This window comes from Bradyrhizobium sp. SZCCHNS1022 (assembly GCF_032484835.1).
Lineage (GTDB): Bacteria > Pseudomonadota > Alphaproteobacteria > Rhizobiales > Xanthobacteraceae > Bradyrhizobium.
In genome coordinates this window covers 2,015,603-2,039,634 of sequence record NZ_JAUETT010000001.1, presented here as the reverse complement: position 1 = coordinate 2,039,634, position 24,032 = coordinate 2,015,603, and the positions used below count along the sequence as shown (strand labels likewise).

24 protein-coding genes, 1 tRNA gene and 1 pseudogene are annotated in these 24,032 nt (G+C 63.6%); 12 read left to right on the top strand and 14 right to left on the bottom strand.

Annotated features, from left to right (window positions below):
• The first annotated feature begins 92 nt into the window (after positions 1-92).
• Both QX071_RS09285 and dapA read left to right on the top strand, forming a co-directional pair.
• Positions 93-368 (top strand): hypothetical protein, encoded by a 276-nt coding sequence (locus tag QX071_RS09285; protein ID WP_315701121.1) that lies wholly within the window; start codon positions 93-95, stop codon positions 366-368.
• Positions 365-1,327 (top strand): 4-hydroxy-tetrahydrodipicolinate synthase, encoded by a 963-nt coding sequence (gene dapA, locus QX071_RS09280; RefSeq protein WP_315701122.1) that lies wholly within the window; start codon positions 365-367, stop codon positions 1,325-1,327. The genes QX071_RS09285 and dapA overlap by 4 nt, the downstream gene beginning before the upstream one ends.
• 45 nt (positions 1,328-1,372) lie before the next feature.
• Here the strand turns inward: dapA and QX071_RS09275 are convergent, their stop codons facing one another.
• The 8 genes from QX071_RS09275 to mobB form a co-directional block, all read right to left on the bottom strand.
• Positions 1,373-1,627: a hypothetical protein gene (locus tag QX071_RS09275; protein ID WP_315701123.1), complete on the bottom strand. Its 255-nt coding sequence runs from the start codon at positions 1,625-1,627 to the stop codon at positions 1,373-1,375.
• Positions 1,628-1,765: 138 nt separating this feature from the next.
• Complete coding sequence (gene fdhF / locus QX071_RS09270) at positions 1,766-4,534, bottom strand: formate dehydrogenase subunit alpha (protein ID WP_315701124.1); 2,769 nt, start codon at positions 4,532-4,534, stop codon at positions 1,766-1,768.
• Positions 4,531-6,234, bottom strand: a complete 1,704-nt coding sequence (locus tag QX071_RS09265; protein WP_315701125.1) for an NADH-ubiquinone oxidoreductase-F iron-sulfur binding region domain-containing protein — start codon at positions 6,232-6,234, stop codon at positions 4,531-4,533. The genes fdhF and QX071_RS09265 overlap by 4 nt, the downstream gene beginning before the upstream one ends.
• Before the next feature lie 143 nt (positions 6,235-6,377).
• Positions 6,378-6,632 (bottom strand): hypothetical protein, encoded by a 255-nt coding sequence (locus QX071_RS09260; RefSeq protein ID WP_409998044.1) that lies wholly within the window; start codon positions 6,630-6,632, stop codon positions 6,378-6,380.
• A gap of 126 nt (positions 6,633-6,758) precedes the next feature.
• Complete coding sequence (locus tag QX071_RS09255; RefSeq protein WP_315701127.1) at positions 6,759-8,414, bottom strand: OFA family MFS transporter; 1,656 nt, start codon at positions 8,412-8,414, stop codon at positions 6,759-6,761.
• Positions 8,415-9,039: 625 nt separating this feature from the next.
• Positions 9,040-9,282 carry a sulfurtransferase TusA family protein gene (locus QX071_RS09250; RefSeq protein ID WP_315701128.1) on the bottom strand — a complete coding sequence of 81 codons (243 nt, stop codon included), beginning with the start codon at positions 9,280-9,282 and terminating at the stop codon, positions 9,040-9,042.
• Positions 9,283-9,369: 87 nt separating this feature from the next.
• Complete coding sequence (glp, locus tag QX071_RS09245; protein WP_315701129.1) at positions 9,370-10,626, bottom strand: gephyrin-like molybdotransferase Glp; 1,257 nt, start codon at positions 10,624-10,626, stop codon at positions 9,370-9,372.
• Positions 10,627-10,640: 14 nt separating this feature from the next.
• Positions 10,641-11,162 carry a molybdopterin-guanine dinucleotide biosynthesis protein B gene (gene mobB, locus QX071_RS09240; RefSeq protein ID WP_315701130.1) on the bottom strand — a complete coding sequence of 174 codons (522 nt, stop codon included), beginning with the start codon at positions 11,160-11,162 and terminating at the stop codon, positions 10,641-10,643.
• A 204-nt stretch (positions 11,163-11,366) separates the two neighbouring features.
• Here mobB and QX071_RS09235 point away from each other — a divergent pair, with 204 nt between their 5' ends.
• The 4 genes from QX071_RS09235 (at position 11,367) to QX071_RS09220 (ending at position 14,540) form a co-directional block, all read left to right on the top strand.
• Positions 11,367-12,257 carry a formate dehydrogenase accessory sulfurtransferase FdhD gene (locus tag QX071_RS09235; protein ID WP_315701131.1) on the top strand — a complete coding sequence of 297 codons (891 nt, stop codon included), beginning with the start codon at positions 11,367-11,369 and terminating at the stop codon, positions 12,255-12,257.
• Positions 12,250-12,885 (top strand): molybdenum cofactor guanylyltransferase MobA, encoded by a 636-nt coding sequence (gene mobA, locus QX071_RS09230; RefSeq protein ID WP_315701132.1) that lies wholly within the window; start codon positions 12,250-12,252, stop codon positions 12,883-12,885. Before QX071_RS09235 ends, mobA begins: the two co-directional genes overlap by 8 nt.
• Positions 12,875-13,489 (top strand): cation transporter, encoded by a 615-nt coding sequence (locus QX071_RS09225; protein WP_315701133.1) that lies wholly within the window; start codon positions 12,875-12,877, stop codon positions 13,487-13,489. Before mobA ends, QX071_RS09225 begins: the two co-directional genes overlap by 11 nt.
• A gap of 277 nt (positions 13,490-13,766) precedes the next feature.
• Entirely contained in the window at positions 13,767-14,540 is a 774-nt protein-coding gene (locus QX071_RS09220) for a hypothetical protein (RefSeq protein WP_315701134.1), read from the top strand.
• Between the two features lie 180 nt (positions 14,541-14,720).
• Here QX071_RS09220 and QX071_RS09215 read toward each other — a convergent pair whose 3' ends face one another.
• From QX071_RS09215 to QX071_RS09205, 3 genes are read right to left on the bottom strand one after another with little or no spacing between them, the layout of a single operon-like run.
• Complete coding sequence (locus QX071_RS09215; protein WP_315701135.1) at positions 14,721-15,545, bottom strand: substrate-binding domain-containing protein; 825 nt, start codon at positions 15,543-15,545, stop codon at positions 14,721-14,723.
• Positions 15,546-15,588: 43 nt separating this feature from the next.
• Entirely contained in the window at positions 15,589-16,311 is a 723-nt protein-coding gene (locus tag QX071_RS09210; protein WP_315701136.1) for an energy-coupling factor ABC transporter ATP-binding protein, read from the bottom strand.
• Between the two features lie 2 nt (positions 16,312-16,313).
• Positions 16,314-17,006 carry an ABC transporter permease gene (locus QX071_RS09205; RefSeq protein ID WP_315701137.1) on the bottom strand — a complete coding sequence of 231 codons (693 nt, stop codon included), beginning with the start codon at positions 17,004-17,006 and terminating at the stop codon, positions 16,314-16,316.
• 86 nt (positions 17,007-17,092) lie between these two features.
• Here QX071_RS09205 and QX071_RS09200 point away from each other — a divergent pair, with 86 nt between their 5' ends.
• From QX071_RS09200 to QX071_RS09190, 3 genes are all read left to right on the top strand, one after another.
• Positions 17,093-17,977, top strand: a complete 885-nt coding sequence (locus QX071_RS09200; protein ID WP_315701138.1) for a helix-turn-helix transcriptional regulator — start codon at positions 17,093-17,095, stop codon at positions 17,975-17,977.
• A gap of 115 nt (positions 17,978-18,092) precedes the next feature.
• Positions 18,093-19,280, top strand: coding sequence for an ABC transporter substrate-binding protein (locus QX071_RS09195; RefSeq protein WP_315703087.1), 1,188 nt, complete (start codon positions 18,093-18,095; stop codon positions 19,278-19,280).
• 235 nt (positions 19,281-19,515) lie between these two features.
• Positions 19,516-19,591: transfer RNA gene (locus tag QX071_RS09190), tRNA-Ile, on the top strand.
• 120 nt (positions 19,592-19,711) lie between these two features.
• Here the strand turns inward: QX071_RS09190 and QX071_RS09185 are convergent.
• On the bottom strand, positions 19,712-20,263 hold the full coding sequence (locus QX071_RS09185) for a TetR/AcrR family transcriptional regulator (RefSeq protein ID WP_315701139.1): 552 nt from the start codon (positions 20,261-20,263) through the stop codon (positions 19,712-19,714).
• Between the two features lie 118 nt (positions 20,264-20,381).
• Here QX071_RS09185 and QX071_RS09180 point away from each other — a divergent pair, with 118 nt between their 5' ends.
• Positions 20,382-21,239 carry an oxidoreductase gene (locus tag QX071_RS09180; RefSeq protein ID WP_315701140.1) on the top strand — a complete coding sequence of 286 codons (858 nt, stop codon included), beginning with the start codon at positions 20,382-20,384 and terminating at the stop codon, positions 21,237-21,239.
• 234 nt (positions 21,240-21,473) lie between these two features.
• On the opposite strand, the gene QX071_RS09175 is transcribed toward QX071_RS09180, so the two are convergent.
• A complete protein-coding gene (locus QX071_RS09175) occupies positions 21,474-21,833 on the bottom strand; it encodes a hypothetical protein (protein ID WP_315701141.1) in 360 nt (119 codons plus the stop codon).
• A gap of 28 nt (positions 21,834-21,861) precedes the next feature.
• Positions 21,862-22,233 (bottom strand): hypothetical protein, encoded by a 372-nt coding sequence (locus QX071_RS09170; RefSeq protein ID WP_315701142.1) that lies wholly within the window; start codon positions 22,231-22,233, stop codon positions 21,862-21,864.
• A gap of 422 nt (positions 22,234-22,655) precedes the next feature.
• Between QX071_RS09170 and QX071_RS09165 the strand changes: the two are divergent.
• Positions 22,656-23,030: pseudogene (locus QX071_RS09165) on the top strand (sulfatase-like hydrolase/transferase); the annotation flags it as partial.
• A gap of 597 nt (positions 23,031-23,627) precedes the next feature.
• Positions 23,628-23,873, top strand: coding sequence for a hypothetical protein (locus tag QX071_RS09160; protein WP_315701143.1), 246 nt, complete (start codon positions 23,628-23,630; stop codon positions 23,871-23,873).
• Positions 23,874-24,032: the final 159 nt, after the last annotated feature.

Here is a 24,032-nt window from a genome sequence, read left to right as displayed (position 1 = left end):
TCGAATTCCTATCCACCCCCTTCGATATTTGAACGACCACAGCCACGGATCTCGCAAGGGATTCGCGCGCCGCAGCTGAAAGGACCATTTCCGTGAAATTCGTCGAACCTCCCTCGCACAATCAATCCGCTGCCGCCCTCGTCTTCATTGGCAGGAACAGGAGCGGCCAATGGGTCGCCCAGGAGCAGAACGGCCTCTATGGCGGCCTGTTCGTCAGCCGCGCCGAGGCCATGAAATATGCGCTGTTCGAGAACGGCCATCATCCCGAGACCATCGTCGAATTGCACCGCACGATCGAACTCGACACGCAAGGCCGGCTCGCGCCGATCGGAATGCTGTTCGGCGCCGGCAAACGGCCCGTCGCATGACGTCGCAAGTCACCAGCTATCGTTGGGGCGGCCATCCGGCCAGATGGCTGGCAGGCTATATTCCAGACATCCCGACGCCGTTCGATGCCGAGGGTACGGTCGACCTCGCGGCTCTCGGCAGGCTTTGCGAGCGGCAGATCGAGGCCGGCGCCCTCGCGATCGTGGTGTGCGATATCGTCGGCGAAGCCGCGACACTCACTCCCGCCGAACGCGACGCGATCATCCGCACGGCCGTCGAGGCCTCGCGCAAGCGCGTCCATGTCATCGCCGGCGCCGGCTCGAACTCCACCGGCCTTGCGGTGGAAAACACAAAGCAGGCCGCCGCCGCAGGCGCGGACGCAATCCTCTCGGTGGTGCCTTACTACAACAGGCCCATGCAGGAAGGACTTGACGCGCATTTCCGCGCCGTGGCCGCAGCCACAGCACTGCCGATCATCCTGCACGACTGTCCCGCGCGAACCGCGCGCGGGCTGTCCGACGACACGCTGGCCCGGCTCGCGCAGTCCAGCCAGTTCGTCGGCCTGCGAGACGGCACCGGGGATATCATGCGTACGGCGCGGCTGCGTTCGCTGCTCCCGGCCGGCTTCCGGCTCCTATCCGGCGATGATGCAACGGCCCTGCCGTTCATCGCCGCAGGCGGCGACGGCTGCATCTCCCAGGTCATGAACATTGCGCCACATCAATGCGCCGCGATGCTTGCGTATGGTCAGCGGGCGCGCTGGCGCGCGGCACGACGGCTGTATCGGCAGATGCTGCCGATGGTCGAAGCTCTTGCAAGCGATACGCCCGCGGCGCTCAAATATGCTTTGAGCCTGCAAGACCTGATGCGCCCGGATGTGCGGCTGCCGCTGGTCGCGTTGGATGAGGAGGCCAAGACCACCGTGGCCAAGGCGAACGCCTTGCTTCTCTCTCAGGAGATCGCCGACGCGCCTGCCTGCAATATCCGCGCGCAGGCTTAAACCAGAATTGCGATGCGCCCGGATATCCCGGGCGCATCGATCACTTCAGAAATCCCATTTGTCAGAGAGGATCAGCGGCACCTGAGGCTGCCGGATCGGATCAGGGACAATCGAGGGCGCGCCGGCAGGGCTGCCGCGCAACATCAGCTCGTTGCGCAGCCGCCGGATCTTCGCCGCGGCAATCGCCGCATGGATCGTTCTGAAGGCGGCGCGAATCCGGCTGATGGTACGAGCGAGCGGCGCCGCACTGCCCTTGCCGAAGCCGCGCGCGGTACCGCGGTGCAGATCGATCGAAGTCATGGCCAGTCTCCTGACGCCGGCGCATAACGACGTGCCAGCAGAGAGGAACGATGGACATGATCGGCGTAGGAATGCGAGACGGCGTCCGGCCGTCCCTCATAGGAAACTCATAAGCGCTGCCTGCGCGCGCCCGGCGGGCTACTCCGCGGCCGCGTTGCGCAGCTCGGCGCGCGCGACGCGGACCGCGCAGAACTTGAACTCCGGGATCTTGCCGAACGGATCGAGCGCGGGATTGGTGAGGAGATTGGCGGCGGCTTCCGCATAGCAGAACGGCATGAACACCATGTTCTCGGGCACGTCGCGGTCGGAGCGCACCTTGACCTCGACCGCGCCGCGGCGGGTCTCCAGCCGGATGAAATCGCCCGGCACCACCTGCAGGCGCCGCATGTCCTTCGGCGACATGAAGGCGACCGCCTCCGGCTCGATCTGGTCGAGCACGTTGGAGCGGCGCGTCATCGATCCGGTGTGCCAATGCTCGAGCACGCGCCCGGTCGACAGCACCATCGGGTACTCGTCGTCGGGCACCTCGTCCGGCGGGATGATGTGCGCCGGCACGATCTTGCCGCGGCCGCTTTCGGTCGGGAAGCCGGTGGTGAAGATGATCTCGTTGCCGGGCTTGTTCGGATCGTCGGCCGGATAGGTCACCGCGCCCTCGCGCACCAGCCGCTCCCAGGTGATGTTCTTCAACGACGGCATCAGCTCGGCCATCTCGGCGAACACCTCACCGGGTCCGGAATAGTTCCACGGCAGACCCATCCGCTTGCCGATCTCCTGGATGATCCAGAGATCCTGACGGGCATCACCCGGCGGCTTGATCACCTCGCGCGCCAGCTGCACGCGGCGATCAGTGTTGGTGAAGGAGCCGGATTTCTCCGCGAAGGCAGATGCCGGCAGGATCACATCGGCATGGAAAGCAGTCTCAGTGACGAACAGGTCCTGCACCACGAGATGGTCGAGCTTCGCCAGCGCCTCGCGGGCGTGCTGCAGGTCGGGATCCGACATCGCCGGATTTTCGCCCTCGATATACATGCCATGGATTTCGCCGGCGTGGATCGCGTTCATGATCTCGACCACGGTGAGCCCGCGCACGGGGTCGAGCTCCTGTCCCCATAGCTTTTCGAAGGCGCCGCGCAGGTCGGCGCGGCCGACTGGCTGATAGTCCGGAAAGAACATCGGGATCAGGCCAGCGTCCGATGCGCCCTGCACGTTGTTCTGCCCGCGCAGCGGATGCAGACCGGTACCGGGACGGCCGACCTGGCCGGTGATCAGCGCCAGCGCGATCAAGCAGCGCGCATTGTCGGTGCCGTGGACATGCTGGCTGATGCCCATGCCCCAGAAGATGATCGAGGATTTGGCAGTGGCGTAGGCCCGTGCGACCTCGCGCAGCGTTTCCGCGGGAATGCCGCAGACCGGAGCCATGCGCTCGGGGGTGAACTCCTGGATTTTCGCCTTCAGCTCGTCATAGCCTTCGGTGTAGCCCGCGATGTACTGCTCGTCGGTCAGGCCCTCCGTGATGATGGTGTTGATCATCGCATTCAGCATCGCGACGTCGCTGCCCGGCTTGAAGGCGAGATGCTTGGTGGCATGGCGCGACAGCACCTGCCGCCGCGGATCCATGACGTAGAGCTTGGCGCCGCGCTTGGCCGCGTTCTTGATATAGGTCGCGGCGACCGGATGGTTCACGGTCGGGTTCGCGCCGATCACCCAGATCACCTCGGCATCGGCGGCGGCCGCAAACGGCGCCGACACTGCGCCGGAGCTCAGACCTTCGAACAGCGCGGCGACCGAGGAGGCATGGCAGAGCCGCGTGCAGTGGTCGACATTGTTGGAGCCGAAACCCGTGCGCACGAGCTTCTGGAACAGATAGGCTTCCTCATTGGAGCCCTTGGCCGAGCCGAAGCCGGCCAGCGCCTTTGCTCCCCTCTCGTCGCGGATCTTGACGAGACCCTTGGCGGCGATATCGAGCGCTTCGTCCCAGCTCGCCTCGCGGAAATGCGTGAACGGATTGGCCGGATCGACCTGGTCGTTGGCGTCCTTCTTGGCGTTCGGCAGCCGCACCAAGGGCTTGGTCAGCCGGTGCGGATGGTGGATGTAGTCGAAACCGAAGCGGCCCTTGACGCAGAGCCGGTTGTGATTGGCCGGACCGTCGCGCCCTTCCGCATAGATCACCTTCTCGTCCTTGACCTGATAGGTGACCTGGCAGCCGACACCGCAGAACGGGCACAGCGAATCGACCTTGCGATCGGCATAGGTGACGCGGGTCTGCTTGTCGTCCAGCATCACGGCCGGCATCAGCGCGCCGGTCGGGCAGGCCTGCACGCATTCGCCGCAGGCGACGCAGGTGGATTCGCCCATCGGATCGTCGAAATCGAACACGATCTTGGCGTCGGCATTGCGATAGGCCATGCCGATGACGTCGTTGACCTGCACTTCGCGGCAGGCGCGCACGCACAAGCCGCACTGGATGCAGGCATCGAGATTGACGCGCATCGCCGGATGGCTCGGGTCGGCCTGCCACCGCTCCACGGAGGGGAAGCGGCTCTCGGTGACGCCGGTCTTTTCCGCCCAATGCCAGAACTTGGAATCCGGATCGTGCGAGGTCTCGCGCGCCGGCTGGTCGGCGACCAAGAGCTCCATCACCATCTTCTGCGCGGCAACGGCACGGCTGCTTGCCGTCTTCACCTTCATGCCGACGGTCGGCGTGCGCTTGCAGGAGGCGGCGAGCACGCGCTCGCCTTCGATCTCCACCATGCAGGCGCGGCAATTGCCGTCCGGGCGATAATCCGGCGCCGGCGAGTAGCAGAGATGCGGGATCTCCTTGCCCTGACGCTGCGCGACCTGCCAGATCGTCTCGCCAGGTTTGGCTTCGACGTTGACGCCATCGAGCTCGAACAGAATCGCGGTCATTCGGCTGCGTCCTTGAATTCGTCGGGGAAGTATTTGATCACCGAGGTCAGCGGGTTCGAGGCGGCCTGGCCGAGCCCGCAAATCGAAGCATCGCGCATCGCCTGGCTCAATTCGTCGAGCAGAGCCCGGTTCCAGACCGGCTGTTGCATCAATAGCGCCGCCTTCTGGGTGCCGACCCGGCACGGCGTGCACTGGCCGCAGCTCTCATCCTCGAAGAACTTCATCAGGTTCAGCGCGGCTGCCCGCACGCTGTCGTGCTGCGACAGGATGATCACCGCGGCCGAACCGATGAAGCAGCCATATTTCTCCAGCGTGCCGAAATCGAGCGGGATGTCGTCCATCGATGCGGGGAGGATGCCGCCGGAGGCGCCGCCCGGCAGATAGGCGTAGAAGCTGTGGCCGTCGGCCATGCCGCCGCAGAACTCATCGATCAGCTCGCGCACGGTGATGCCGGCCGGCGCCAGCTTGACGCCGGGATTCTTGACGCGCCCCGAGACCGAATAGCTGCGCAGTCCCTTGCGGCCGTTGCGGCCATGGCTGGTCCACCAGCCCGCGCCCTTCTCGACGAGGTCGCGCACCCACCACAAGGTCTCGATATTGTTGATCAGGGTCGGCAGGCCGAACAGGCCGACCTGGAACGGGTAAGGCGGCTTGTGCCGCGGCAGGCCGCGCTTGCCCTCGATGCTCTCCAGCAGCGAGGATTCCTCGCCGCAGATATAGGCGCCGGCGCCGCGGCGCAGATGCAGCACCGGGCCGCCCGGCGGCAGCTTGGCAATCTCCCGCGCGAGGATCTCGCGTGCCGCCGGATACTCGTCGCGGATGTAGATGTAGACCTCGCCCGCCTCGACGATATGGGCGCCGATCAGGGTGCCTTCGAGGAAGCGGTGCGGATCGCTGTTGAGATAGTGCCGGTCCTTGAAGGTGCCCGGCTCGCCCTCGTCGCCATTGACCGCCATCAGCCGCGGTCCAGGCTCGCCGAGCACCGCGCGCCATTTGCGCCCCGTCGGGAAGCCAGCACCGCCGAGCCCACGCAGGCTGGCATCATCCAGCACCTTCAGGATGTCATCGCGGCTGACGCGGCCGGCGCGCAGGTCGTTCAGCAACTTGTAGCCGCCGCCAGCGACATAGGCTCCGTAGTCGATATAGTCGGGGATATGCGGGTGACTATCGTCGCGGGCGGCGGTCGCCAGCACCTCGGCCGGCGTGGCCTGGTGCACGAAATGATGCCCGACCTCGGCCACCGGCGCGCAGTCGCACAGGCCAACGCAGGGTGCGCGCACGACGCGGATACCGGGACCGGCCTGGGCCTGGAGATCGGCCAGCAGCTGCTCGCCGCCCATCATGGCGCAGCTCAAGGAATCGCAAACTCGGACCGTGAGCGGCGGCAGGTTCGGCTCGCCTTCCTTCACCACGTCGAAATGCGCATAGAAGGTCGCGGTCTCGAACACTTCGGCAAAGGACAGCTTCATCTCGTCGGCGAGGGCGGCCAGATGCGCCGCCGAAATCTGACGATACGTGTCCTGGATCAGGTGCAGGTGCTCGATCAGAAGATCGCGCCGGCGCGGGCGTTCGCAGAGCAACTCCACGATCTCATGCGCGGCGGTGGGATCGACCTGCCGGCCTTTCGGCGTGGCCTTGGCTCGCCGGCGGCCCTCTCCTGGATGGTCGAAGGCACGAACTTGATGCACATCGTGAGCCATTAGCGCTTCATTCCCTGAAATCTTTAGGCCACTCTAATCCCTGGCATGCCAGAGGCAAGTGCAACTCGCAATTTACGAGGTCATCGCTCCATGAGCGGAAACGAGGGAACCCATTTCCGCCCGCGGCTGATGCGGGCCGAGCCTCAGCCCTTGCTCGTGCAATCCTCGATATAGAACCAGCGTTCGTCGCCCAGGAGACCCTTTGCCTTGACCTGCTTCCGGCAGGCCTTCAGCTTCGGCCTGTTCGCGCTCCACTTGGCCTTCATCTCCTTCAGCCTCTGCATCGACAGCTTCACGCGCGACGGCTTCACGCGCGACGGCTTCGCGCCATCGGAGGCGGCCGCAGCAGCCGGCGCCGTCTGGGCAAAGCCGGTCGAAAGCGGATTGGCGACCAGCACCGCTGGCAAGACAACAAATCCAAAGCCGAGACATTTCGATCCCCTAAAATCATTCATCAACAATGGCGCAAAAAAAATGCGGGACGCGCCGGGCTGGCGCGTCCCGCAATCAATAACGCAAGGCGATCAGAAAATCTTGACCGCGCTTTCCAAGGTCTTCCAGACACCCCACAACAACGGGATACCGACGAAGAGCCAGAACAGGCCGGCCTTGGCGTCGAGGCCGCCCTTGCCGATGCCGAACGAGCCGTGCTGGATTCCAGCTTCGGTCTTGGCGGTCTCGGCCTGATACCGGGCGACTTCCTCCGGGCTCATGTTCCACTTGTGATCGACCGGCTTGATCAGGAAATTGCAGATCAGGCCGGCGAGCAGCATGGCGCAGAGAATGTACATCGTCGAGTTATAGAGCTGGTCGCGCGGCACGCCGGCAGCCAGCTGGAACTCGCGGATGTAGTTCACCACGACAGGGCCGATGATGCCGGCCGTCGCCCACGCCGTCAGCAGCCGGCCGTGAATGGCACCCACGAATTGGGTTCCGAACAGGTCGGCGAGATAGGCCGGCACCGTCGAGAAACCACCGCCATACATCGACAGGATGACGGCGAACGCTCCCACGAACAGCAGTTTAGAGCCCATTGCCGCAAAGGTCGGCGCCAGCGCGTAGAGCACGATGCCGATCAGGAAGAAGCAATAGTAGGTGTTCTTGCGGCCGATGTGATCGGACAGCGACGCCCAGAAGAAACGGCCGCCGATGTTGAACAGTGACAGCAGACCGGCAAAGCCGGCCGCGATCCCCGCGATCGTTGCCTTCTGCGCAGCGTCGAGCTGGTTGAAGCTGACGTCGGGCAGGCCGATCAGCTTGCCGGCGAAGATCTCCTGCAGCATCGGCGAGGCCATGCCGATCACGCCGATGCCGGCGGACACGTTGAGACACAGCACCCACCAGACCAGCCAGAACTGCGGCGTCTTGTGAGCATCCCGCAGATGGACATGGTGCTCGGAGATCATCGCCTTCTTGGTCGTCGGCGGTGTCCAGCCATCAGGCTGCCAACCGGCCGGAGCCACGCGATAGGCGAAGGCGCCGATCATCATGAAGATGAAGTAGATCACGCCCATCGCGACGAAGGTCTCCCAGACGCCGACCGAGGTCGGAGTCTTGAAGTAGTTCATCAGCAGGTTCGCCAACGGCGCACCGATCATGGCGCCACCGCCGAAACCCATGATGGCCATGCCGGTCGCCATGCCGCGCCGGTCCGGGAACCACTTCACCAGCGTCGAAACCGGCGAGATGTAGCCGAGGCCAAGCCCGACGCCGCCGATCACGCCGGCGCCGAGCCACATGATCCAGAGCTGGTGAATATAGATCCCGAACGCAGCGATCAGCAGGCCACCACCCCAGCAGCATGCTGCAACCGCACCCGCTTTTCGCGGACCCGCGCGCTCGAGCCAGCCGCCCCAGATCGCAGCGGAGACGCCGAGCAGCACGAAGAACAGCGTGAACATCCACCCCAGGCTCGCGACCTTCCAGTCGCAGGTCGTGGTGAACAGCTCCTCGACCAGCGACATGTCCGGGCAGGCTTTGGTCTGGGTGATGCCGATCGACCGCGACAGCGGTAGCCAGAACACGGAAAAACCGTAGGCCATGCCTATGCACAAATGGATGCATAGCGCCGCAGGCGGCACCAGCCACCGATTAAAGCCGGCCTTGGCGACGGTATGCTCGCGGTCAAAAATTCCCGGGCTTTCCTCGACCATGGTTCCAGCACTCTCAACGCTAGCCATTCAAACCTCCCCTACTTGCGCCCGTCCCAAGGCTAAGTCCCATCTTCAGTCCCCTTGATTTGAATCAACGCGGTCAGTCGCGGCCGTCCGTAATGGATGCACCACGACATGTCGCGATGCACAAGGCCCCAAGGTCGGCTTCGACACGCATAACACCCCTGCCGACCTCTTATGCCGCCTGCCATCATTGTGTCGGGGTTTGCTTCCGCCTCGATTCACAACGGGCATGACTGATCCTCCGCAACCTCTGCGGAGAAACCGTGATTGGTGCAGAAGCCGCGGAAGATGTCGAGTCGCAAAAGCTGATATCGAAACAAACAACGTAGATTCGTCGCGGCGCAGCAACAAACATTGCTCATTGTTACGTTGCAGCGCGTGCAAATCATTAGTTCGCCACTAACAGCTGCAGGCAAAGGTGCGACCGAATGACGCGAGTCATTCGAGTTCTCGATCAAATCATCCGAATCTCAAATGGAACCGCGGGCCAGACGTTGGTAGTTTGATTCTACGTGTCGCGCTATCCCAATCTCGAGCGGCTCTACCACGCTGGCACAGTGCGAGTTTGACGCCGCCAGGATGTCAGGAGCAGGGCGAAACCCAGCCCGCCCGGGTAACAAAGATGCGATCAGCCAACCTGCGCACGATCGCATTTCTCGATCAGGAACACGATCTGCCGCTCGCTGCGCTCGGCGATTTCGACCTTGTCGCCGGTCTCACGAATCAGATTCGGGATATCGATCACCGACAAGGGATCGGTGCAATGCACTTCGAGGCGGTCACCAGGCTTGAGGGGCTTCAGCGCCTTGCGGGTCTTCAGCGCCGGCAGCGGGCACTTCAAGCCCTTGAGATCGAGCATCGTCGTTGTCATCGGCGGACCATGGCGAAGCAAGACCGCAGCGTCAACCGACGGCCGAAAAGGCCGTGGCCCAAATTGCGCATGGCTGAGCACGCGCCTTCAAATCAGTTCGGCATAAGAGAGGAAGCCGACGCTCTGGCCGGGCTCGACCTTGATGATCTCCTCGCCGAGTTCTGCCAGCCCGTCAGTCTCGATCAGGGACGAGAGGAGGCCAGCGCCCTCGCGTGGGAACTTGGTCGCCTCGAACGAGCCATCCGCCGCCTTGCGCAAGGTCACGCGAACATATTCGCGGCGGCCGGCCTTCTTCTTGTAGCTGAAGGCGGCGCGCACCGGCATCGGCATGAGCACCTCCGGCAGGCCGCCGGCAAGGGCCAGCACGGTCGGCCGGACCACGTGGACGAAGGTGACAAAACTCGCCACCGGATTGCCGGGCAGGCCGATGAACGGAGTACCCGAGATGATGCCCATCGCGACCGGACGTCCCGGCTTGATCGCCATCCGCCACAGCACCAGCGAGCCGACACTCTCGACCGCAGCTTTGACGTGATCCTCCTCGCCGGTCGAGACGCCGCCGGTGGTCAGAAGCAGATCGTGCCGGGCAGCGACGTCGCGCAGGGACGTTGCGAGCGGCGCCCGCTCATCGCTGAAGATGCCGAGGTCGGACACCTCGCAGCCGAGGCGTTTCAACATCGCCATCAGCATGAAGCGGTTGGAATCGTAGAGCTGCGCCGGCCCGCGCGAAGCGCCGGGTGAGGCCAGTTCATCGCCGGTGGAAAACACCGCCACCCGGATGCGGCGCCGCACGGTCAGCGCCGGCAGGCCAAAGGCGGCGGCCACCGCCAGATGTTGCGGGTTCAGGCGCAGGCCTGCTTTGAGTGCGACGGCGCCGGCCGCGATGTCCTCGCCTGCGGGACGCACATTGGCGCCCGGCTTCAGCCCGGCAGGCAGCCTGACGCGGCCGTCGTCGGCGAGGCCCACATCCTCCTGCATGAACACGGTGTCCGCGCCGTCAGGCATGGGCGCACCGGTGAAAATGCGCACGGCGTGCGCGCCCACAATAGGAGCTGCTGCCGCGCTGCCGGCGGCGACGCGCCCCGCGACTGCGAATGTCGCCTCACGTCCGACCGGCAGATCGGCCGCGCGCACCGCGTAACCGTCAACGGCCGAATTCGTGAATGGCGGCAGCGGCAATGGCGCCGCCACATCGCCGGCAAGGATGCGCCCATCGGCCGCGATCAGCGGCACGGTCTCGGTTTCCGAGACCGCGCTCACTCTCGCTGTGATGATGCCGACGGCATCGTCGATCGACATCAAGGGGCCGCCGAAGGCAAAACAATCGTCGGAGAGCTGCGCCATGATGTCTCTGCCTCTTAATGTCGGGCCATCGCAATGATGTCGGCGACCGGCATTGCCGCCTGCAACATCAATGCTGCAATCGCCGGGATGTCGTCGAGATGGACGGTCGGCAGCGACGTTTTGATCGCGGCATCGCTGGCGATCCCGATGATGGCGGGGTCGTTCGGGAACAGCAGCGGTTTGTCGTTGGCTGCGCGATGCACCTCGATCTTGCGATGCGGATCGGCCTTGTAGCCCTCGACCACCACGAGATCGACCGGGGACAATTTGGCCAGCAGGTCGGCGAGCGCGGGCTCCGCGTCACCGCGCAACTCATGCATCAAGGCCCAGCGCGCGGCTGAAGACACCAGGACCTCCTCCGCCCCTGCCTCCCGATGCCGCCAGGAATCCTTGCCGGGCACGTCGACATCGAATCTGTGGTGGGCATGCTTGATCACGGACACGCGCAGGCCCTGCGCTTTCAGATACGGAATCGCGCGGGTCAGCAGGGTGGTCTTGCCGGCACCACTCCAGCCGGCGAGGCCAATCACGTTCATGTCTTGTCTACTCCGCAACCGGTTCGCTCCGAAGCTTCCCGTCATTGCGAGGCGCATCAGCGCCGAAGCAATCCAGAATGGTTCCGCGGAGAAGATCTGGATTGCTTCGGCGCTGGCGCTCCTCGCAATGACGAGCAAGCGCTGCTTCGCGCCCGGAGCCATCATTATATCGGCGGGATCGCCTTGTCATGCTAAGCTGAGACTATGGTGAAACTCGAAAGATCCCCCGCCCCGCGCATCCTGCCTGACCCAAGCGATCCGCGGCTGACCGAGCGCGTCAGCGGCATCGACCAGACCGGCGCGCGGGTCGAAATCAAGGTGCCGGTGGAGCGGCCGCTGACGCTCTACCTGAACGCCCAGGAGATCGTCACGATGATGACCATCGGCGATTATCCGGACTATCTGGCGCTCGGCTATCTGCTCAATCAGAACATGCTGAAATACGACGACGTCGTCACCGAGGTCGAGTATGACGACGATCTGCAGGTCGTGGTCGTGCGCACCGAACATCACACCAATTTCGAAGCGAAGCTGAAGAAGCGCACGCAGACGTCCGGCTGCGCGCAAGGCACCGCCTTCGGCGACCTGATGGAGGCGATCGAGAGCATCGTGCTGCCCAAGGCCGAGCTGCGTACCTCGTGGCTCTATCAGATGACGCAGACCATCAACACGATGCCTTCGCTCTATCTCGAGGCCGGCGCGATCCATGGCTGCGTGCTGTGCGAGCAAGGCACGCCGATCTGCTACACCGAGGATGTCGGACGTCACAACGCCGTGGACAAGATCGCAGGCTGGCTCTTCCGCCACGGCGTCGATCCCGCCGACAAGATCCTCTACACCACGGGCCGGCTGACCTCCGAGATGGTGATCAAGACGGTGCGGATGGGCATTCCAATCCTGGTGTCGCGCTCCGGATTCACGGCGTGGGGCGTCGACCTCGCGCGCCAGGTCGGGCTGACCCTGGTCGGTCGTACCAGGGGCAAACGCTTCATCGCGCTTTCGGGCGCGGAGCGGATCGTCTACGACCAGGATCTGGCCTATGTCGAAGAAGAATCGGCCAAACACCGGCGCAAGGGCGAAGGCGGCGATGACTGAATCCATGACCGCGATGGACATTCCGGGCGTGGTGCTGGCCGGCGGGCTGGCGCGGCGGATGGGCGGCGGCGACAAGCCGATGCGCGTCATCGCCGGCCGCACCATCCTGGAGCGCGTGATCGCGCGGCTTGCGCCGCAATGCAGCCGCCTGATCCTCAATGCCAATGGCGATCCCGCCCGCTTTGCAGCGTTCGGCCTGCCGGTCGTGGCGGACAGCGTCACCGACTTTCCCGGACCGTTGGCAGGAATCCTCGCCGGGCTGGACTGGGTCGCAGCCAACCTGCCGTCCGCACCATGGATGCTGAGCGCAGCCGGCGACTGCCCATTCCTGCCGCGGGATCTGGTGACGCGGCTGCACGCCGCGGTATGCGCCGACGGCACCGAGCTCGCCGTGGCGGCATCGGACGGCCAGTCGCATCCGGTGATCGGGCTGTGGAAAGTATCCTTGCGCGATCAGCTGCGTCACGCGCTGGTGGTCGAGGACATCAGGAAGATCGACCGCTTCACCGCGCGCTATAGGCTCGCGACCGTGACCTGGCCGACGACACCGCTCGATCCCTTCTTCAATGCCAACACCGCCGAGGATCTGGCGGAAGCTGAGCGACTGGCGGCATCCAATGGCGGTTGACGACATCACTGACGATCCGCGAACGACCGCGGTGCGGCGCGCGGTGATCGCCGTTGCGCTGCTCAATCTCGGCTATTTCGGCATCGAATTCGCGGTGGCGCTCGCGATCGGATCGGTGTCGCTGTTCGCCGACAGCGTCGACTTCCTCGAAGATGCTTCGGTCAATCTCCTCATCCTGTTTGCGCTGCGCTGGAGCGCGCCGGCCCGCGCGTGGCTCGGCATGGTGCTCGCGGTCGTCCTGCTGGTGCCGGCACTCGCCGGGCTGTGGACCGCGGGCGAGAAGTTCTTCACGCCCGCCGTCCCCGAGCCGCTGCCACTGACCATCACCGGCTTAGGTGCGCTCATCGTGAATCTCTCCTGCGCGATCATGCTCGCGCGGGTCCGGCATCACCATGGCAGCCTGACGAGAGCGGCGTTCCTGTCGGCGCGCAACGACGCGTTTGCCAACCTCGCGATCATCGCCGCAGGGCTGATCAGCGCCTTTCTGTGGCACTCGATCTGGCCCGACCTGATCGTCGGCGTCGGCATCGCCTGCCTCAATGCGGACGCCGCGCACGAGGTGTGGGAAGCCGCGCATGCCGAACGCAAGGCGGCGAAGGCGTAGCGGCGTTGCGGAAGGAAAACTGCGACCGCGGCGAAGGTGTGGTCCCTCCCCCCTTGGGGGCCGCGACTAGCCTCGCTCGCGCTGAGAGGGTTGGGGAGGGGGTGCCCCAAGCGACGCTGCCGTTGTGGCCCCCACCCCCGCCCCGCAAGGGAAACTATATACTTTACAAAAGTGACCTTAGACTTTTTCTTTTGCGCCTCCATTTACTCGTGCGGCTTCAATCCGCACGAGCGCTCCCTTCAAAGCCTTTGTGCCCTCCAAATCATCTGACTTGCTCATGAACAATGATCCACTGCTCAGTTGTTGGATAAAGATCGATCGAGCCAACAAACACCTTAACGACCTCATAAAGGCGATGGAGGCGTTCCAGCATAGATATACGCAAGATTTCGTTGCTGATGAGGAGTCGGAACCCACGATAAAAATCTACCGCGTTCGCATCTTGGAAGATATCCCAGCCAATTTAAGCGGGTACATCGGAGATGTTGTTCACAACCTTCGGAGCGCGCTGGACTGTCTTGCGGTCGCCCTCATTAAACGAGTCGATCCTACAGTCGGCGATGATGTGCTGCGTGACACCTATTTCCCAATCGCCTGGGATGAGTCAGGCCTGTCCAATGAAAGGCGTACCAGGTTCTTCAATCGGGTGGGAGCGCCCGTCGAAAAACTTATTCGCCGAGTGCAGCCGTACCGAGGAGGCAAGGGCCACGTTCTCTGGCAGCTGGAACATCTCGACATTACCGACAAACATCGGCAAATAATTCCCGGGCTGCTTAACGTCAGCCACATTACATTTTACGTGATGCAGCCAGTGAACGGGAATCCCATCAGCCGGCCGAAGTATGAGCCGCCATTTCCGCTCAAAGATGGCGACGAAATTTGCCGCGTGGCATTCTCTGAGCCGAATTACAACTCCAGCGTACATTTCCAGCTTGAGATAGCGTTCAATGAACCTCCGTTCGTCGTGGCAAAGCCGGTCGCCATAACGCTCAAGCAATTCGTCTATTTCGTGCACCGCCTCATCGATATCTTCCGAGAGCAATTCTTTTGAAAATGTATGCACTATTCCCCCCTAGGGGAGAGCCACGCTCTCAACCTGCGACGATCCGGAGAGCCATCTTGGAATCTAAGCGGCAGAAACGTACGCCCGCTATCGCGCTTTTGTTAAATATGTCCCTCGCAAGGCGGACTGGTGAGTACAGAGCTTGCGGCAACCGCTGCCAAACACCGATCAGGGCTTCGCATTCGGGAAGAACAGCTGCTGGCCGTCGATCTTGTAGTTGGCGATCGCGGCCTGACCTTCCGGGGAGATCAGCCAGTCGACGAAGGCCTGGCCGTCCGCCTTCTTCACATGGGGAAATTTCTCCGGGTTCACCAGCATCACGCCGTACTGGTTAAACAGATGCGTGTCGCCTTGGACCAGGATGGCAAGATCGCCGCGGTTCTTGAATGAAATCCAGGTGCCGCGGTCCGAGAGCACATAGGCGTTCATCGCACTTGCGGTGTTCAGCGCCGCTCCCATGCCCTGCCCGATCTCGCGATACCAGGGCCCTTTTTGCGCTGTTATGTCGATGCCGGCGTCCTTCCACAGCGCAAGCTCGGCCTGATGGGTACCGGAGCGGTCGCCGCGCGAGACGAAGGGCGCAGCCTTGGCGGCGATCGCCTTGAACGCGGCGAGGATGTCGTTGCCCTTGACATGCGCCGGGTCGCTGCTCGGACCGATCAGCACGAAATCATTGTACATGACGTCATAACGCTTCACGCCGTAGCCTTCGGCCAGGAATTTCTCCTCCTGCGCCTTGGCGTGGACGAACACGACGTCGGCATCGCCGCGCCGCGCAGTATCGAGCGCCTGGCCCGTGCCTTGCGCGACCACCTTCACGTCGATGCCGGTCTTGGCCTTGAACAGCGGCAGCAGATAGCCGAACAGGCCGGAATCCTGCGTCGATGTCGTCGAGGCGACCACGATCGAGTGGTCCGCGGCGCGCGCAGGCGCAAGCGCCGCGACCGCCGCGACGAAGCCGATGACGAGCAAGGAGCCGAGGCGAGCGCGCATCACGATGTCCTTCTTGTTATTGTGAGCTTGTCGTTGTGAGCGTTCAGAGCACGAGATCGCCGCGGATGAACGCCGCAGCGTCCGGCGTTGCCGGATTGTCGAGGAAATCGATCACGAGGCTGCGTTCGCGCAGCGCGCCGCGCACCAGAAAGATCACGTCGCCGGCAAGCCTGCGCACCTGGCCGAGATCGTGCGTACTCATCACGACCTTGATGCCCGATTGCGCCGCCCTCAGTACGATGTCTTCCACCGCGCGGGTCGCGGCAGGGTCGAGGCTCGCGGTCGGCTCGTCCAAGAACAGGATCTCAGGCTCGCGCGCCAGCGCACGCGCCAGCGCCAGACGCTGCTGCTCACCGCCGGACAATCTTCGCGCCGGACGCTCCGAAAGCTCGGACAAGCCGACGCGATCGAGCAGTTCCGCAATGCGCGCGGGGCGCTCGGCACGCGCCACACCCGCATGCGCCAGCGCGTAATCCACATTGGCCGCAGCACTTCGCCGCAGCATCACCGGACGCTGGAACACGAAGGCGCGCCGCGCCGGCGCGCTCTCCTCCCGGCCGCCCCAGGTCATACGGCCTTCGCTCGCGCGCGCCAGGCCCATGCACAGCCGCAACAGGCTGGTCTTGCCCGAGCCATTGGGGCCGACGATCATGGTCGGCGGTCCTTGCGTGATCCTGAGGCTCACACCCTCGAGGAGAGGCGTGCGCCCGGCGCGCAGCGAGACATCCTCAAGCAGCAGCGGCAGGTCGCTAAGGGGCGCGCGCATCTCTAACCTGCCTGCCGTTCCGACCAGGCGCGCATGGCCCAGGCAGCGGCGTTGATCGCCGCCACGATGGCGAGAAGAATGAGCCCGAGCCCCATCGCGAGCGGCAGGTCGCCCTTGGAGGTCTCCAAGGCCACTGCCGTCGTCATGGTGCGGGTGAAGCCATCGATATTGCCGCCGACGATCATCACCGCGCCGACCTCGGCCGCCGCGCGGCCGAAGCCCGCCAGCAGCGCCGTGAGCAGACTGAAGCGCGCATCCCATAAGACGGTCGTCAGCCGCCCGACCGGGCCGACCGCCATCGCCGCGAGCTCATCACGATATTCGACCCAAAGATCGGCGATGGTCTGACGTGTCAATGCCGCAAGGATCGGCACGATCAGCACGGTCTGCGCAATCACCATCGCGCTCGGCGTAAACAGGATGCCAAGTTCGCCAAGCGGGCCCGAGCGCGACAGCAACAAATAGATCGCAAGCCCGACCACGACCGGCGGCAGCCCCATCATCGCATTCAGTCCGACCACGATCGCTTCGCGGCCCGGAAAACGGGCCAGCGCCAGCCAGGCGCCGAGCGGCAACCCGATCAGGGTCGAGAGCGCAACTGCGGCGAGGCTGACGATCAGCGACAAGCGGACGATTGCGAACAAGGTCGCATCGCCGCTCGCGATCAACTCCCAAGCGCTGCCGTGATCTACCATCTGCCGCTCCGCCTGCCCTGTTCGGCATAATTTCCCGGTGCTGTCAAACAATTGAGCAGGACCCAAAATATGCATATAGATGCAGGATGGAATTCCTCACTACCAGCGAAGCGGCCGACTACCTTCGGTTGGGCGAGCGCAAGCTCTATGAGCTCGTGACCTCGGGAGCGATTCCCTGCAGCAAGGTCACCGGTAAGTGGCTATTCCCGCGGCATGAGCTAGATCTGTGGGTGCTGGCAGGCATGGCACGGCCGCCCGGCATGCCGGCAGCCGACCCGCCGCCGATCGTCGGCGGCAGTCAGGACGATCTGCTCGAATGGTGCCTGCGCGAATCCGGCTCGGCTCTGGCCTCGCTGACAGAAGGCACGCTGCGCGGCGTCGAGCGGTTGCAGCGCGGCGAGGTGATCGCCACCGCGCTTCACTTTCACGGCAGCGGACCTGAGCAGAGCGACGCCAACGTCGCGGCGGTGCAGGCGATGCCGGGCCTTTACGACGCCGTGCTGGTCGGGGTTGTCAGGCGGGAACAGGGACTGTTGGTGCCGCTCGGCAATCCGCGGCATCTCTTGAGCCTGGCCGACGTGCTGGCCTCTGGCGCGCTGGTTGCCGTGCGGCAGCCCGGCGCGGGTGCGCAGCTTCTGCTGGAAAGCCTGCTCGCACGCACCGGCGCCAGATTGAGAGATTTGAAGCGCCGCGAGCCCGCCTGCTTGACCGGACCAGATCTGGCTGCCGCAATCCGCAACGGCAGTGCCGATTGCGGCATCGCCACGCGCGCGGCGGCCAAGGCGGCCGGGCTCGATTTCGTGCCGCTCACCTGGGAAAATTTCGACCTCCTGACGCGGCAGCGCAGCTATTTCCGCCCCGCGATGCAGGCCCTGATCCGCTTCCTCGCCGACAAGCGCACGCAGCAGCGCGCCGCCGAACTGACCGGCTATGATACCTCTCCCGCCGGGCAGATCCGTTTTGCCGCCTGATTGACTGGAACCGCCGGTTGATTGCACAAAGGGCGACCGGCCGAGAGAGCCGGAGATATCGGGGGAGGACGGATTGCCTTTTATCGACGCCAAACGCGCGACCAAGGCCGCGATCATGGGCGCGGCCCTGCTTTGCGTTGCGCCCACAGCCCGCGCCGAGATTTCAGACGGCGTCGTCAAGATCGGCGTGCTCTCGGACATGAACGGCCCGGCATCGACGCCGACCGGCCAGGGCTCGGTGACGGCCGCGCAGATGGCGGTCGACGATTTCGGCGGCAAAGTGCTGGACAAGCCGATCAGCGTCATCGTCGGCGACCATCAGGACAAGCCGGATATCGGCGCTGCGATCGCGCGGCGCTGGTATGACACCGAACAGGTCGACCTGATCGTCGACGTGCCGGTCTCGGCGGTCGGCCTCGCGGTGCAGACCATCGCCAACGAGAAGCACCGGCTGTTCATCACGCATTCGACCGGCGCGGCCGATTTCCATGGCAAGTTCTGCTCGCCTTACGCCATGCAATGGGTGTTCGACACCCGCGCGCTCGCGACCGGGACGGCGAAAGAGGTGGTGAAGCGCGGCGGCGACAGCTGGTTCTTCATCACCGACGATTATGCCTTCGGCCATTCGCTGGAGCGAGATGCCTCCAGCGTCGTGACCGCCAATGGCGGCAAGGTGGTCGGCGCGGTACGCCCCCCCTTCGCGACGCCTGATCTCTCCTCCTTCGTCCTGCAGGCCCAGGCCTCCAAGGCGAAGATCATCGGCATCGCCGCCGGGCCGCCGAACAACATCAACGAGATCAAGACGGCGGCCGAATTCGGCGTGCTCAAGGGCGGCCAGCAGATGGCGGCCTTGCTGGCGCTGATCACCGACATCCACTCGCTCGGCCTGCAGGCGGCACAGGGCCTGCTCCTGACCACCTCGTTCTACTGGGACATGGACGACAAGACCCGCGAATGGTCGAAGCGCTATTTCGCCAAGATGAACCGGATGCCGACGATGTGGCAGGCCGGCGTCTATTCCGCCGTGACGCATTACCTGAACGCCATCAAGGCCGCAGGCAGCGACGATCCGCTTGTCGTCGCGGCGAAGATGCGCGAGACGCCTGTGGAGGATTTCTTCGCCCGCCACGGCAAGCTGCGCGCCGACAATCTGATGGTGCACGATCTCGTGCTGGCGCAGGTCAAGTCGCCGGAGGAAAGCAAATATCCGTGGGACTATTACAAGATCCTGGCGACGATTTCCGGCGAGGACGCCTTCGGCCCGCCCGATCCGGCCTGTCCGCTGGTGAAGCGGCGCGAATAGCGATTGGCGAGTAGCGAATGGGAATTTTTCCTGTTCGTTACCCCCTACCCGCCATTCCGCGAGCTTCGCCGGCATCATCAGGGTTCGGCGAGAGATCCGGCAGGCGGCATTGCCGGATCGGACGCCACGCGGTAAACGGGGCCCGCACCGTCGCCCGGCCTCCCACCGGCATTGGTCGAACCAGCCGTGCCGGTTCGATACCACAGATGTCGTTGTGGGTAGCGCCAGCGCCGCGGGGCCTGTAGCTCAATGGTTAGAGCCGGCCGCTCATAACGGTCTGGTTGCAGGTTCGAGTCCTGCCGGGCCCACCAATGAACCAAGAGCTTATCGGGTCTCGTCTTCTCGCAGTTGAATACCGCACCAGAAACACCTGGTTTTGTCGTTCATTGCTCTACTTCAACGCCCACCAAATTGTCGCGCCACGATGACAGTCAGTCGCTCAAGCGGCTCCTGGTTGCGCGAAGAATGTCGTCCGATAGCTTGGGATCGTTCACGGCCCGGGCGAGCACGAGCGCTCCGACCAGCGAGGCCAGAGTCGCCAGCGCTTTTTCCTCGCGCTGCCGTGGCTTCAGCTGGGACTCCATTCGGCCGCTCAGGAGCGCGACCACGCCCCGCACTCCGGCCGTGAAGCGCTCTCTCACGCCACCACTTTGACGCGGCATTTCACAACACAGCGCTGCTAATGGGCAGCCGCTTCCCGGCTCGTCGCGATGCGCCGCCGAGAGATATTCTGAAACGTAGTCGCCGAGCGCAAAGACCTTGGGCACGTCCTGCCCGTTGGTGGCGATTGCGTGGGCCACCGCTTCTTCGACGAGCCGTTCCTTGGAACCGAACTGACTGTACAGGCTGCCATGGGTCATCCCGGCCGCCTCCGCCAGCGCGTCGACACCGACGCCGGAGATGCCGCGCTCTCGCATGAGGCGGGAGGCGGCATTGAGAATGCGCTCGCGGTTCTTGGCTGCCTGTTCTTTTGAAACGCGCATGTTCGCTGGTCCTCAGTCTCGGGACTTGACAAATATAGTGGCGACCGTCATCTATATCAATAATTACGATCGCAATCAAACTGGTTCAGAATCGGCCCCCTGCCGTCAGGAGACTCTTATGAACAGCACCCAAACAAAGATAGCGCTCGTTACCGGCGCTTCGTCAGGCATCGGCCAAGCCACGGCGGAGCGGCTCGCGAAAGGCGGCTACAAGGTCTACGGCACGAGCAGACGGGCAGCCCGGGCAAACAAGCAATCGTTCGAGATGCTGTCGCTTGATGTAACCAGCGATGAGTCCGTCGAAGCCGCAGTTGCCGAAGTGATACGGCGCGATGGCCGCATTGATCTGCTCGTGAACAACGCCGGATTCGGTGTTGCCCCTGCTGGGGCGGAGGAGAGCTCGATCAGTCAGGCCCGATCGATTTTCGAGACGAACTTTTTCGGACTGATCCGGATGACGCGCGCCGTCGTGCCTCACATGCGACGCCAGGGGAAGGGCCGCATCATCAATATCGGCTCCGTGCTCGGCTTTCTGCCGATGCCTTATGGCGCGCTCTATGCCGCAACCAAGCACGCAGTGGAAGGCTATTCGGAATCGCTCGACCATGAGCTGCGCACGAAAGGCATCCGGGTCTCGGTCATCGAACCCGCGTACACGAAGACGCCGTTTGACGCGAACTTCATGGAGCCGGATGCCAAGCTCGATGCGTATCGCGAGGCACGCGAGGGCGTGACCAAGAGAATGCACGAGGTGATGGCAACCGCCGAACAGCCCGGCGTCGTTGCCGACACCGTCCTGAAGGCGGCCAGCGCGGCGCACCCAAAAATCCGATACGCGGCCGGCAAACTCGCAAACCGCCTGCGGTTGCTCCACCGATTTGCTCCCGCCGCCCTGGTGGACGCCGGGATTCGAAAGGACCTGCGGCTTGACGCGCTACCGGCGGCGCAGCCGGCCCGCACTGCCCGAGCTTTCTAACTGCGTGCGGCGGATCCAAGCGCCGCGCCCCCAAACGCAGTCGATCTCAATCGAAGGCTCAGCAAATTCAACCACGCCGACCGTTGTCCTCCCGCTCATAACGGTCTGGTTGCAGGTTCGAGTCCTGCCGGGCCCACCACTGAATCACGGGTGATCGCGCGACTAGCCGAACGCCGCCTGGCCCGCGATCTTCGTCCCCGCGCTACGCGGCAGGTCTTTCCAACGAGTGCAGCCCTACCGTCGCCGACGGACGGGCGGCACGACCGGCGGAAGCTCCCGTTGCCAGATGGTCCCGTTATCGAACTGGATCAGCATGCCATCCGGCGAGTAGACCGCGCTCTCGTTGAAGGCATCGATCCAGATCCGGTTGGCCGGCGAATACCAGTCCGGCCACGCGCGCGAAGGCACCCCCGCCTCGGTCAGAATGTTGAGCTCGGGGCCATTCTGGGTGACGTAGGCCGGCAAGCCGCCGCGGCACATCTGAATGCACCTGAAGATGCCGGTGAGATTGATCGACTGGGCCGACGCGCCAGAAGCCGGAATCACGGTCGCGGCAATGATGCCGGCGACGAGTGCGAAACGCTTGATGCTCATAGATTTGCTCCATCGATAATTTGATTCACTATCGCTTGTTTCGATTCTTGCTGGCGCCCCTGAGTGGCGCCGCCGACGTCATCGCGCTTGCCGTGTCCGTCATCTGAATGCAGGTGAGCAGATCGACATAGCTTTGAGTCCCGTCCGACATGGCCTCACTTTCGCATTCATTGCGGACGGCCGGTTTGGTCGCCGACCATGCAACCTCGAGCTGCTGCCGCGCCGCTGTCTCATCGCGCATGCAATCGGAGACACTCTGCGCCAACGCCAATCCCATCGCCTTGTCCGTGTCGGAGGTCGCCTGGCAAAGCGCTTCGACTTTCAGTTCGGGAACGCGATCGGACACCGCTATCAACGATTGGCCTGCAAGCATGGCAGCTGAAATCAGAACAATCTTCATGCATCTCTCCGTTCGCTAAAATGTACGAAACGAGCCACGCGAGCGGATGCCAAGCGTTGATGCAGATCAAAACTGTTAGAGCGATCTATCTTGCTGATCAGCTCCGCCGATGACAGCATTACGTCGACCCAATCTTACAATCTATAGTAGATTCAATGAATTGAGAGACCGAAAGGCAATGCCTTGCACCTGGCTGCCGCGCGTTTCTCCTGATTAGATTTCGACGTCTGCATAGGCGCTGGCACAGTGATCCCGACTTAAAGCGGCCGGTCCGGCAGCAGGGCGCACCTAAGATCGGTTGATCTGCGTCAAGTTCAGAGAGCGGAAACAAAGTGAGGATTGGCCGTTTTCGAGGAGGCATTGCAGTGCATTGTCGTCGACATTTAGTTGCCGCATGCGCATTGTTTGTTGGCGCGCTATCGATGTCCGCATCGAGTGAGGCGCAGCAGATACGTGGCACTCCGGGAGCGCCAAGCACCGTGATGACATTGCCGGGCCTGCAATTGCCGGCACCCACGCCGCAGTTTTCGGGAGCGATCCAGCCTAATGCGGTTGATAGTACACCCGCTTGGCCGCCGCAGATCATGCCTCCAGTCAATGCGCCGAACGTCCTCCTCATTCTGACCGACGACGTCGGCTTCGGAGCGCCTTCGACGTTTGGCGGCGTGATCCCAACTCCGACGCTTGACCGGGTCGCAGCGGACGGCCTGCGTTACACCAGCTTCCACACCACCGCATTGTGCTCGCCAACCCGCTCGGCGCTCCTGCAGGGCGGCCGGTTCGGCGGATGGGGATTCTACCTGAAGGACGGCAGGCCGACCTTCACCATGAACCTCCTGAACGTCGAACGGCCCAAGTGGCAAGCACGAGAGGCGTTGAAGCCGGGCCGACATACGATCGTTTTCGACTTTGCACTGGAGCAGAAGGGGGAAGTCCCGTTCGGACATGGCGGCACGGGCGTGATGTCCGTGGACGGTCAGGAAGCCGCGCGCATCACGCTTCCCCACACGACGCCCTTCACCTTCGCCTGGGACGAGACCTTCGACGTCGGAATGGATACCGGCACCGCCGTCGACGACAAGGACTATCAGACCCCGTTCGTCTTCTCGGGCAAGCTTGAGAAGATCACGGTGGATCTCGGCGAGGGGCCGGTGTCGGAAGAGTCGATGACGGCCTGGATGAAGGCGATCTCGACTCGCGATGTGGAACGGGCGGCTCCCGGCGTGTCGCCGCCGTCCCATCCGGCAGCCCCGACGAAATAGATCCCGACGGATGGAGGGTGCTTTCCACGAAGGGCACCCTCTGGCGCGACTTCGGAATCGGACCAACACATCCTCTCGATTCCGCAATTGGAGGGCTTCATGATAAGTCGTCACGCAATGTGCATCTCAACCATGATGCTGGCCGACCTGCTGGCTCCCGGCGGCGCTTCCGCGCAAACCGCCGACGAGACCGTGCAAAACATGCTCGCCGCACAAATCCGAGCGCAGGGCTTTGTCTGCGAGAAGCCGCTGAGCGCCACACAAGATACGAATCTCTCCAAACCCGATCATGCGGTTTGGGTGCTCAAATGCAGCAATGCGAGTTATCAGGTGAGCCGTGCCCCCGACATGGCTGCGAAGGTTCAGCAGCTTCAATAGGTGCGTTGCCGATGTTCCGGCTCGGGTCCAGCCCTTCTGCTCGGAAAGACCTTCGCGACGGAAGCGAGACTCGTGCTTCACGCAGACGATCTTGGCGTGTAATCCAAACGGATAGACGACGCACGGATCGGTAAAGAGACGTGGCCAAGGGCTCTCGAA

Bases quoted from the DNA above. Each gene is read 5' to 3' on its own strand.
- dapA (WP_315701122.1), top strand. From the start codon at position 365: ATGACGTCGCAAGTCACCAGCTATCGTTGGGGCGGCCATCCGGCCAGA.
- QX071_RS09275 (WP_315701123.1), bottom strand. From the start codon at position 1,627: ATGACTTCGATCGATCTGCACCGCGGTACCGCGCGCGGCTTCGGCAAG.
- fdhF (WP_315701124.1), bottom strand. From the start codon at position 4,534: ATGACCGCGATTCTGTTCGAGCTCGATGGCGTCAACGTCGAAGCCAAA.
- QX071_RS09265 (WP_315701125.1), bottom strand. From the start codon at position 6,234: ATGGCTCACGATGTGCATCAAGTTCGTGCCTTCGACCATCCAGGAGAG.
- QX071_RS09255 (WP_315701127.1), bottom strand. From the start codon at position 8,414: ATGGCTAGCGTTGAGAGTGCTGGAACCATGGTCGAGGAAAGCCCGGGA.
- QX071_RS09250 (WP_315701128.1), bottom strand. From the start codon at position 9,282: ATGACAACGACGATGCTCGATCTCAAGGGCTTGAAGTGCCCGCTGCCG.
- glp (WP_315701129.1), bottom strand. From the start codon at position 10,626: ATGGCGCAGCTCTCCGACGATTGTTTTGCCTTCGGCGGCCCCTTGATG.
- mobB (WP_315701130.1), bottom strand. From the start codon at position 11,162: ATGAACGTGATTGGCCTCGCCGGCTGGAGTGGTGCCGGCAAGACCACC.
- QX071_RS09235 (WP_315701131.1), top strand. From the start codon at position 11,367: ATGGTGAAACTCGAAAGATCCCCCGCCCCGCGCATCCTGCCTGACCCA.
- mobA (WP_315701132.1), top strand. From the start codon at position 12,250: ATGACTGAATCCATGACCGCGATGGACATTCCGGGCGTGGTGCTGGCC.
- QX071_RS09225 (WP_315701133.1), top strand. From the start codon at position 12,875: ATGGCGGTTGACGACATCACTGACGATCCGCGAACGACCGCGGTGCGG.
- QX071_RS09220 (WP_315701134.1), top strand. From the start codon at position 13,767: ATGAACAATGATCCACTGCTCAGTTGTTGGATAAAGATCGATCGAGCC.
- QX071_RS09215 (WP_315701135.1), bottom strand. From the start codon at position 15,545: ATGCGCGCTCGCCTCGGCTCCTTGCTCGTCATCGGCTTCGTCGCGGCG.
- QX071_RS09210 (WP_315701136.1), bottom strand. From the start codon at position 16,311: ATGCGCGCGCCCCTTAGCGACCTGCCGCTGCTGCTTGAGGATGTCTCG.
- QX071_RS09205 (WP_315701137.1), bottom strand. From the start codon at position 17,006: ATGGTAGATCACGGCAGCGCTTGGGAGTTGATCGCGAGCGGCGATGCG.
- QX071_RS09200 (WP_315701138.1), top strand. From the start codon at position 17,093: ATGGAATTCCTCACTACCAGCGAAGCGGCCGACTACCTTCGGTTGGGC.
- QX071_RS09195 (WP_315703087.1), top strand. From the start codon at position 18,093: ATGGGCGCGGCCCTGCTTTGCGTTGCGCCCACAGCCCGCGCCGAGATT.
- QX071_RS09185 (WP_315701139.1), bottom strand. From the start codon at position 20,263: ATGCGCGTTTCAAAAGAACAGGCAGCCAAGAACCGCGAGCGCATTCTC.
- QX071_RS09180 (WP_315701140.1), top strand. From the start codon at position 20,382: ATGAACAGCACCCAAACAAAGATAGCGCTCGTTACCGGCGCTTCGTCA.
- QX071_RS09175 (WP_315701141.1), bottom strand. From the start codon at position 21,833: ATGAGCATCAAGCGTTTCGCACTCGTCGCCGGCATCATTGCCGCGACC.
- QX071_RS09170 (WP_315701142.1), bottom strand. From the start codon at position 22,233: ATGAAGATTGTTCTGATTTCAGCTGCCATGCTTGCAGGCCAATCGTTG.
- QX071_RS09160 (WP_315701143.1), top strand. From the start codon at position 23,628: ATGATGCTGGCCGACCTGCTGGCTCCCGGCGGCGCTTCCGCGCAAACC.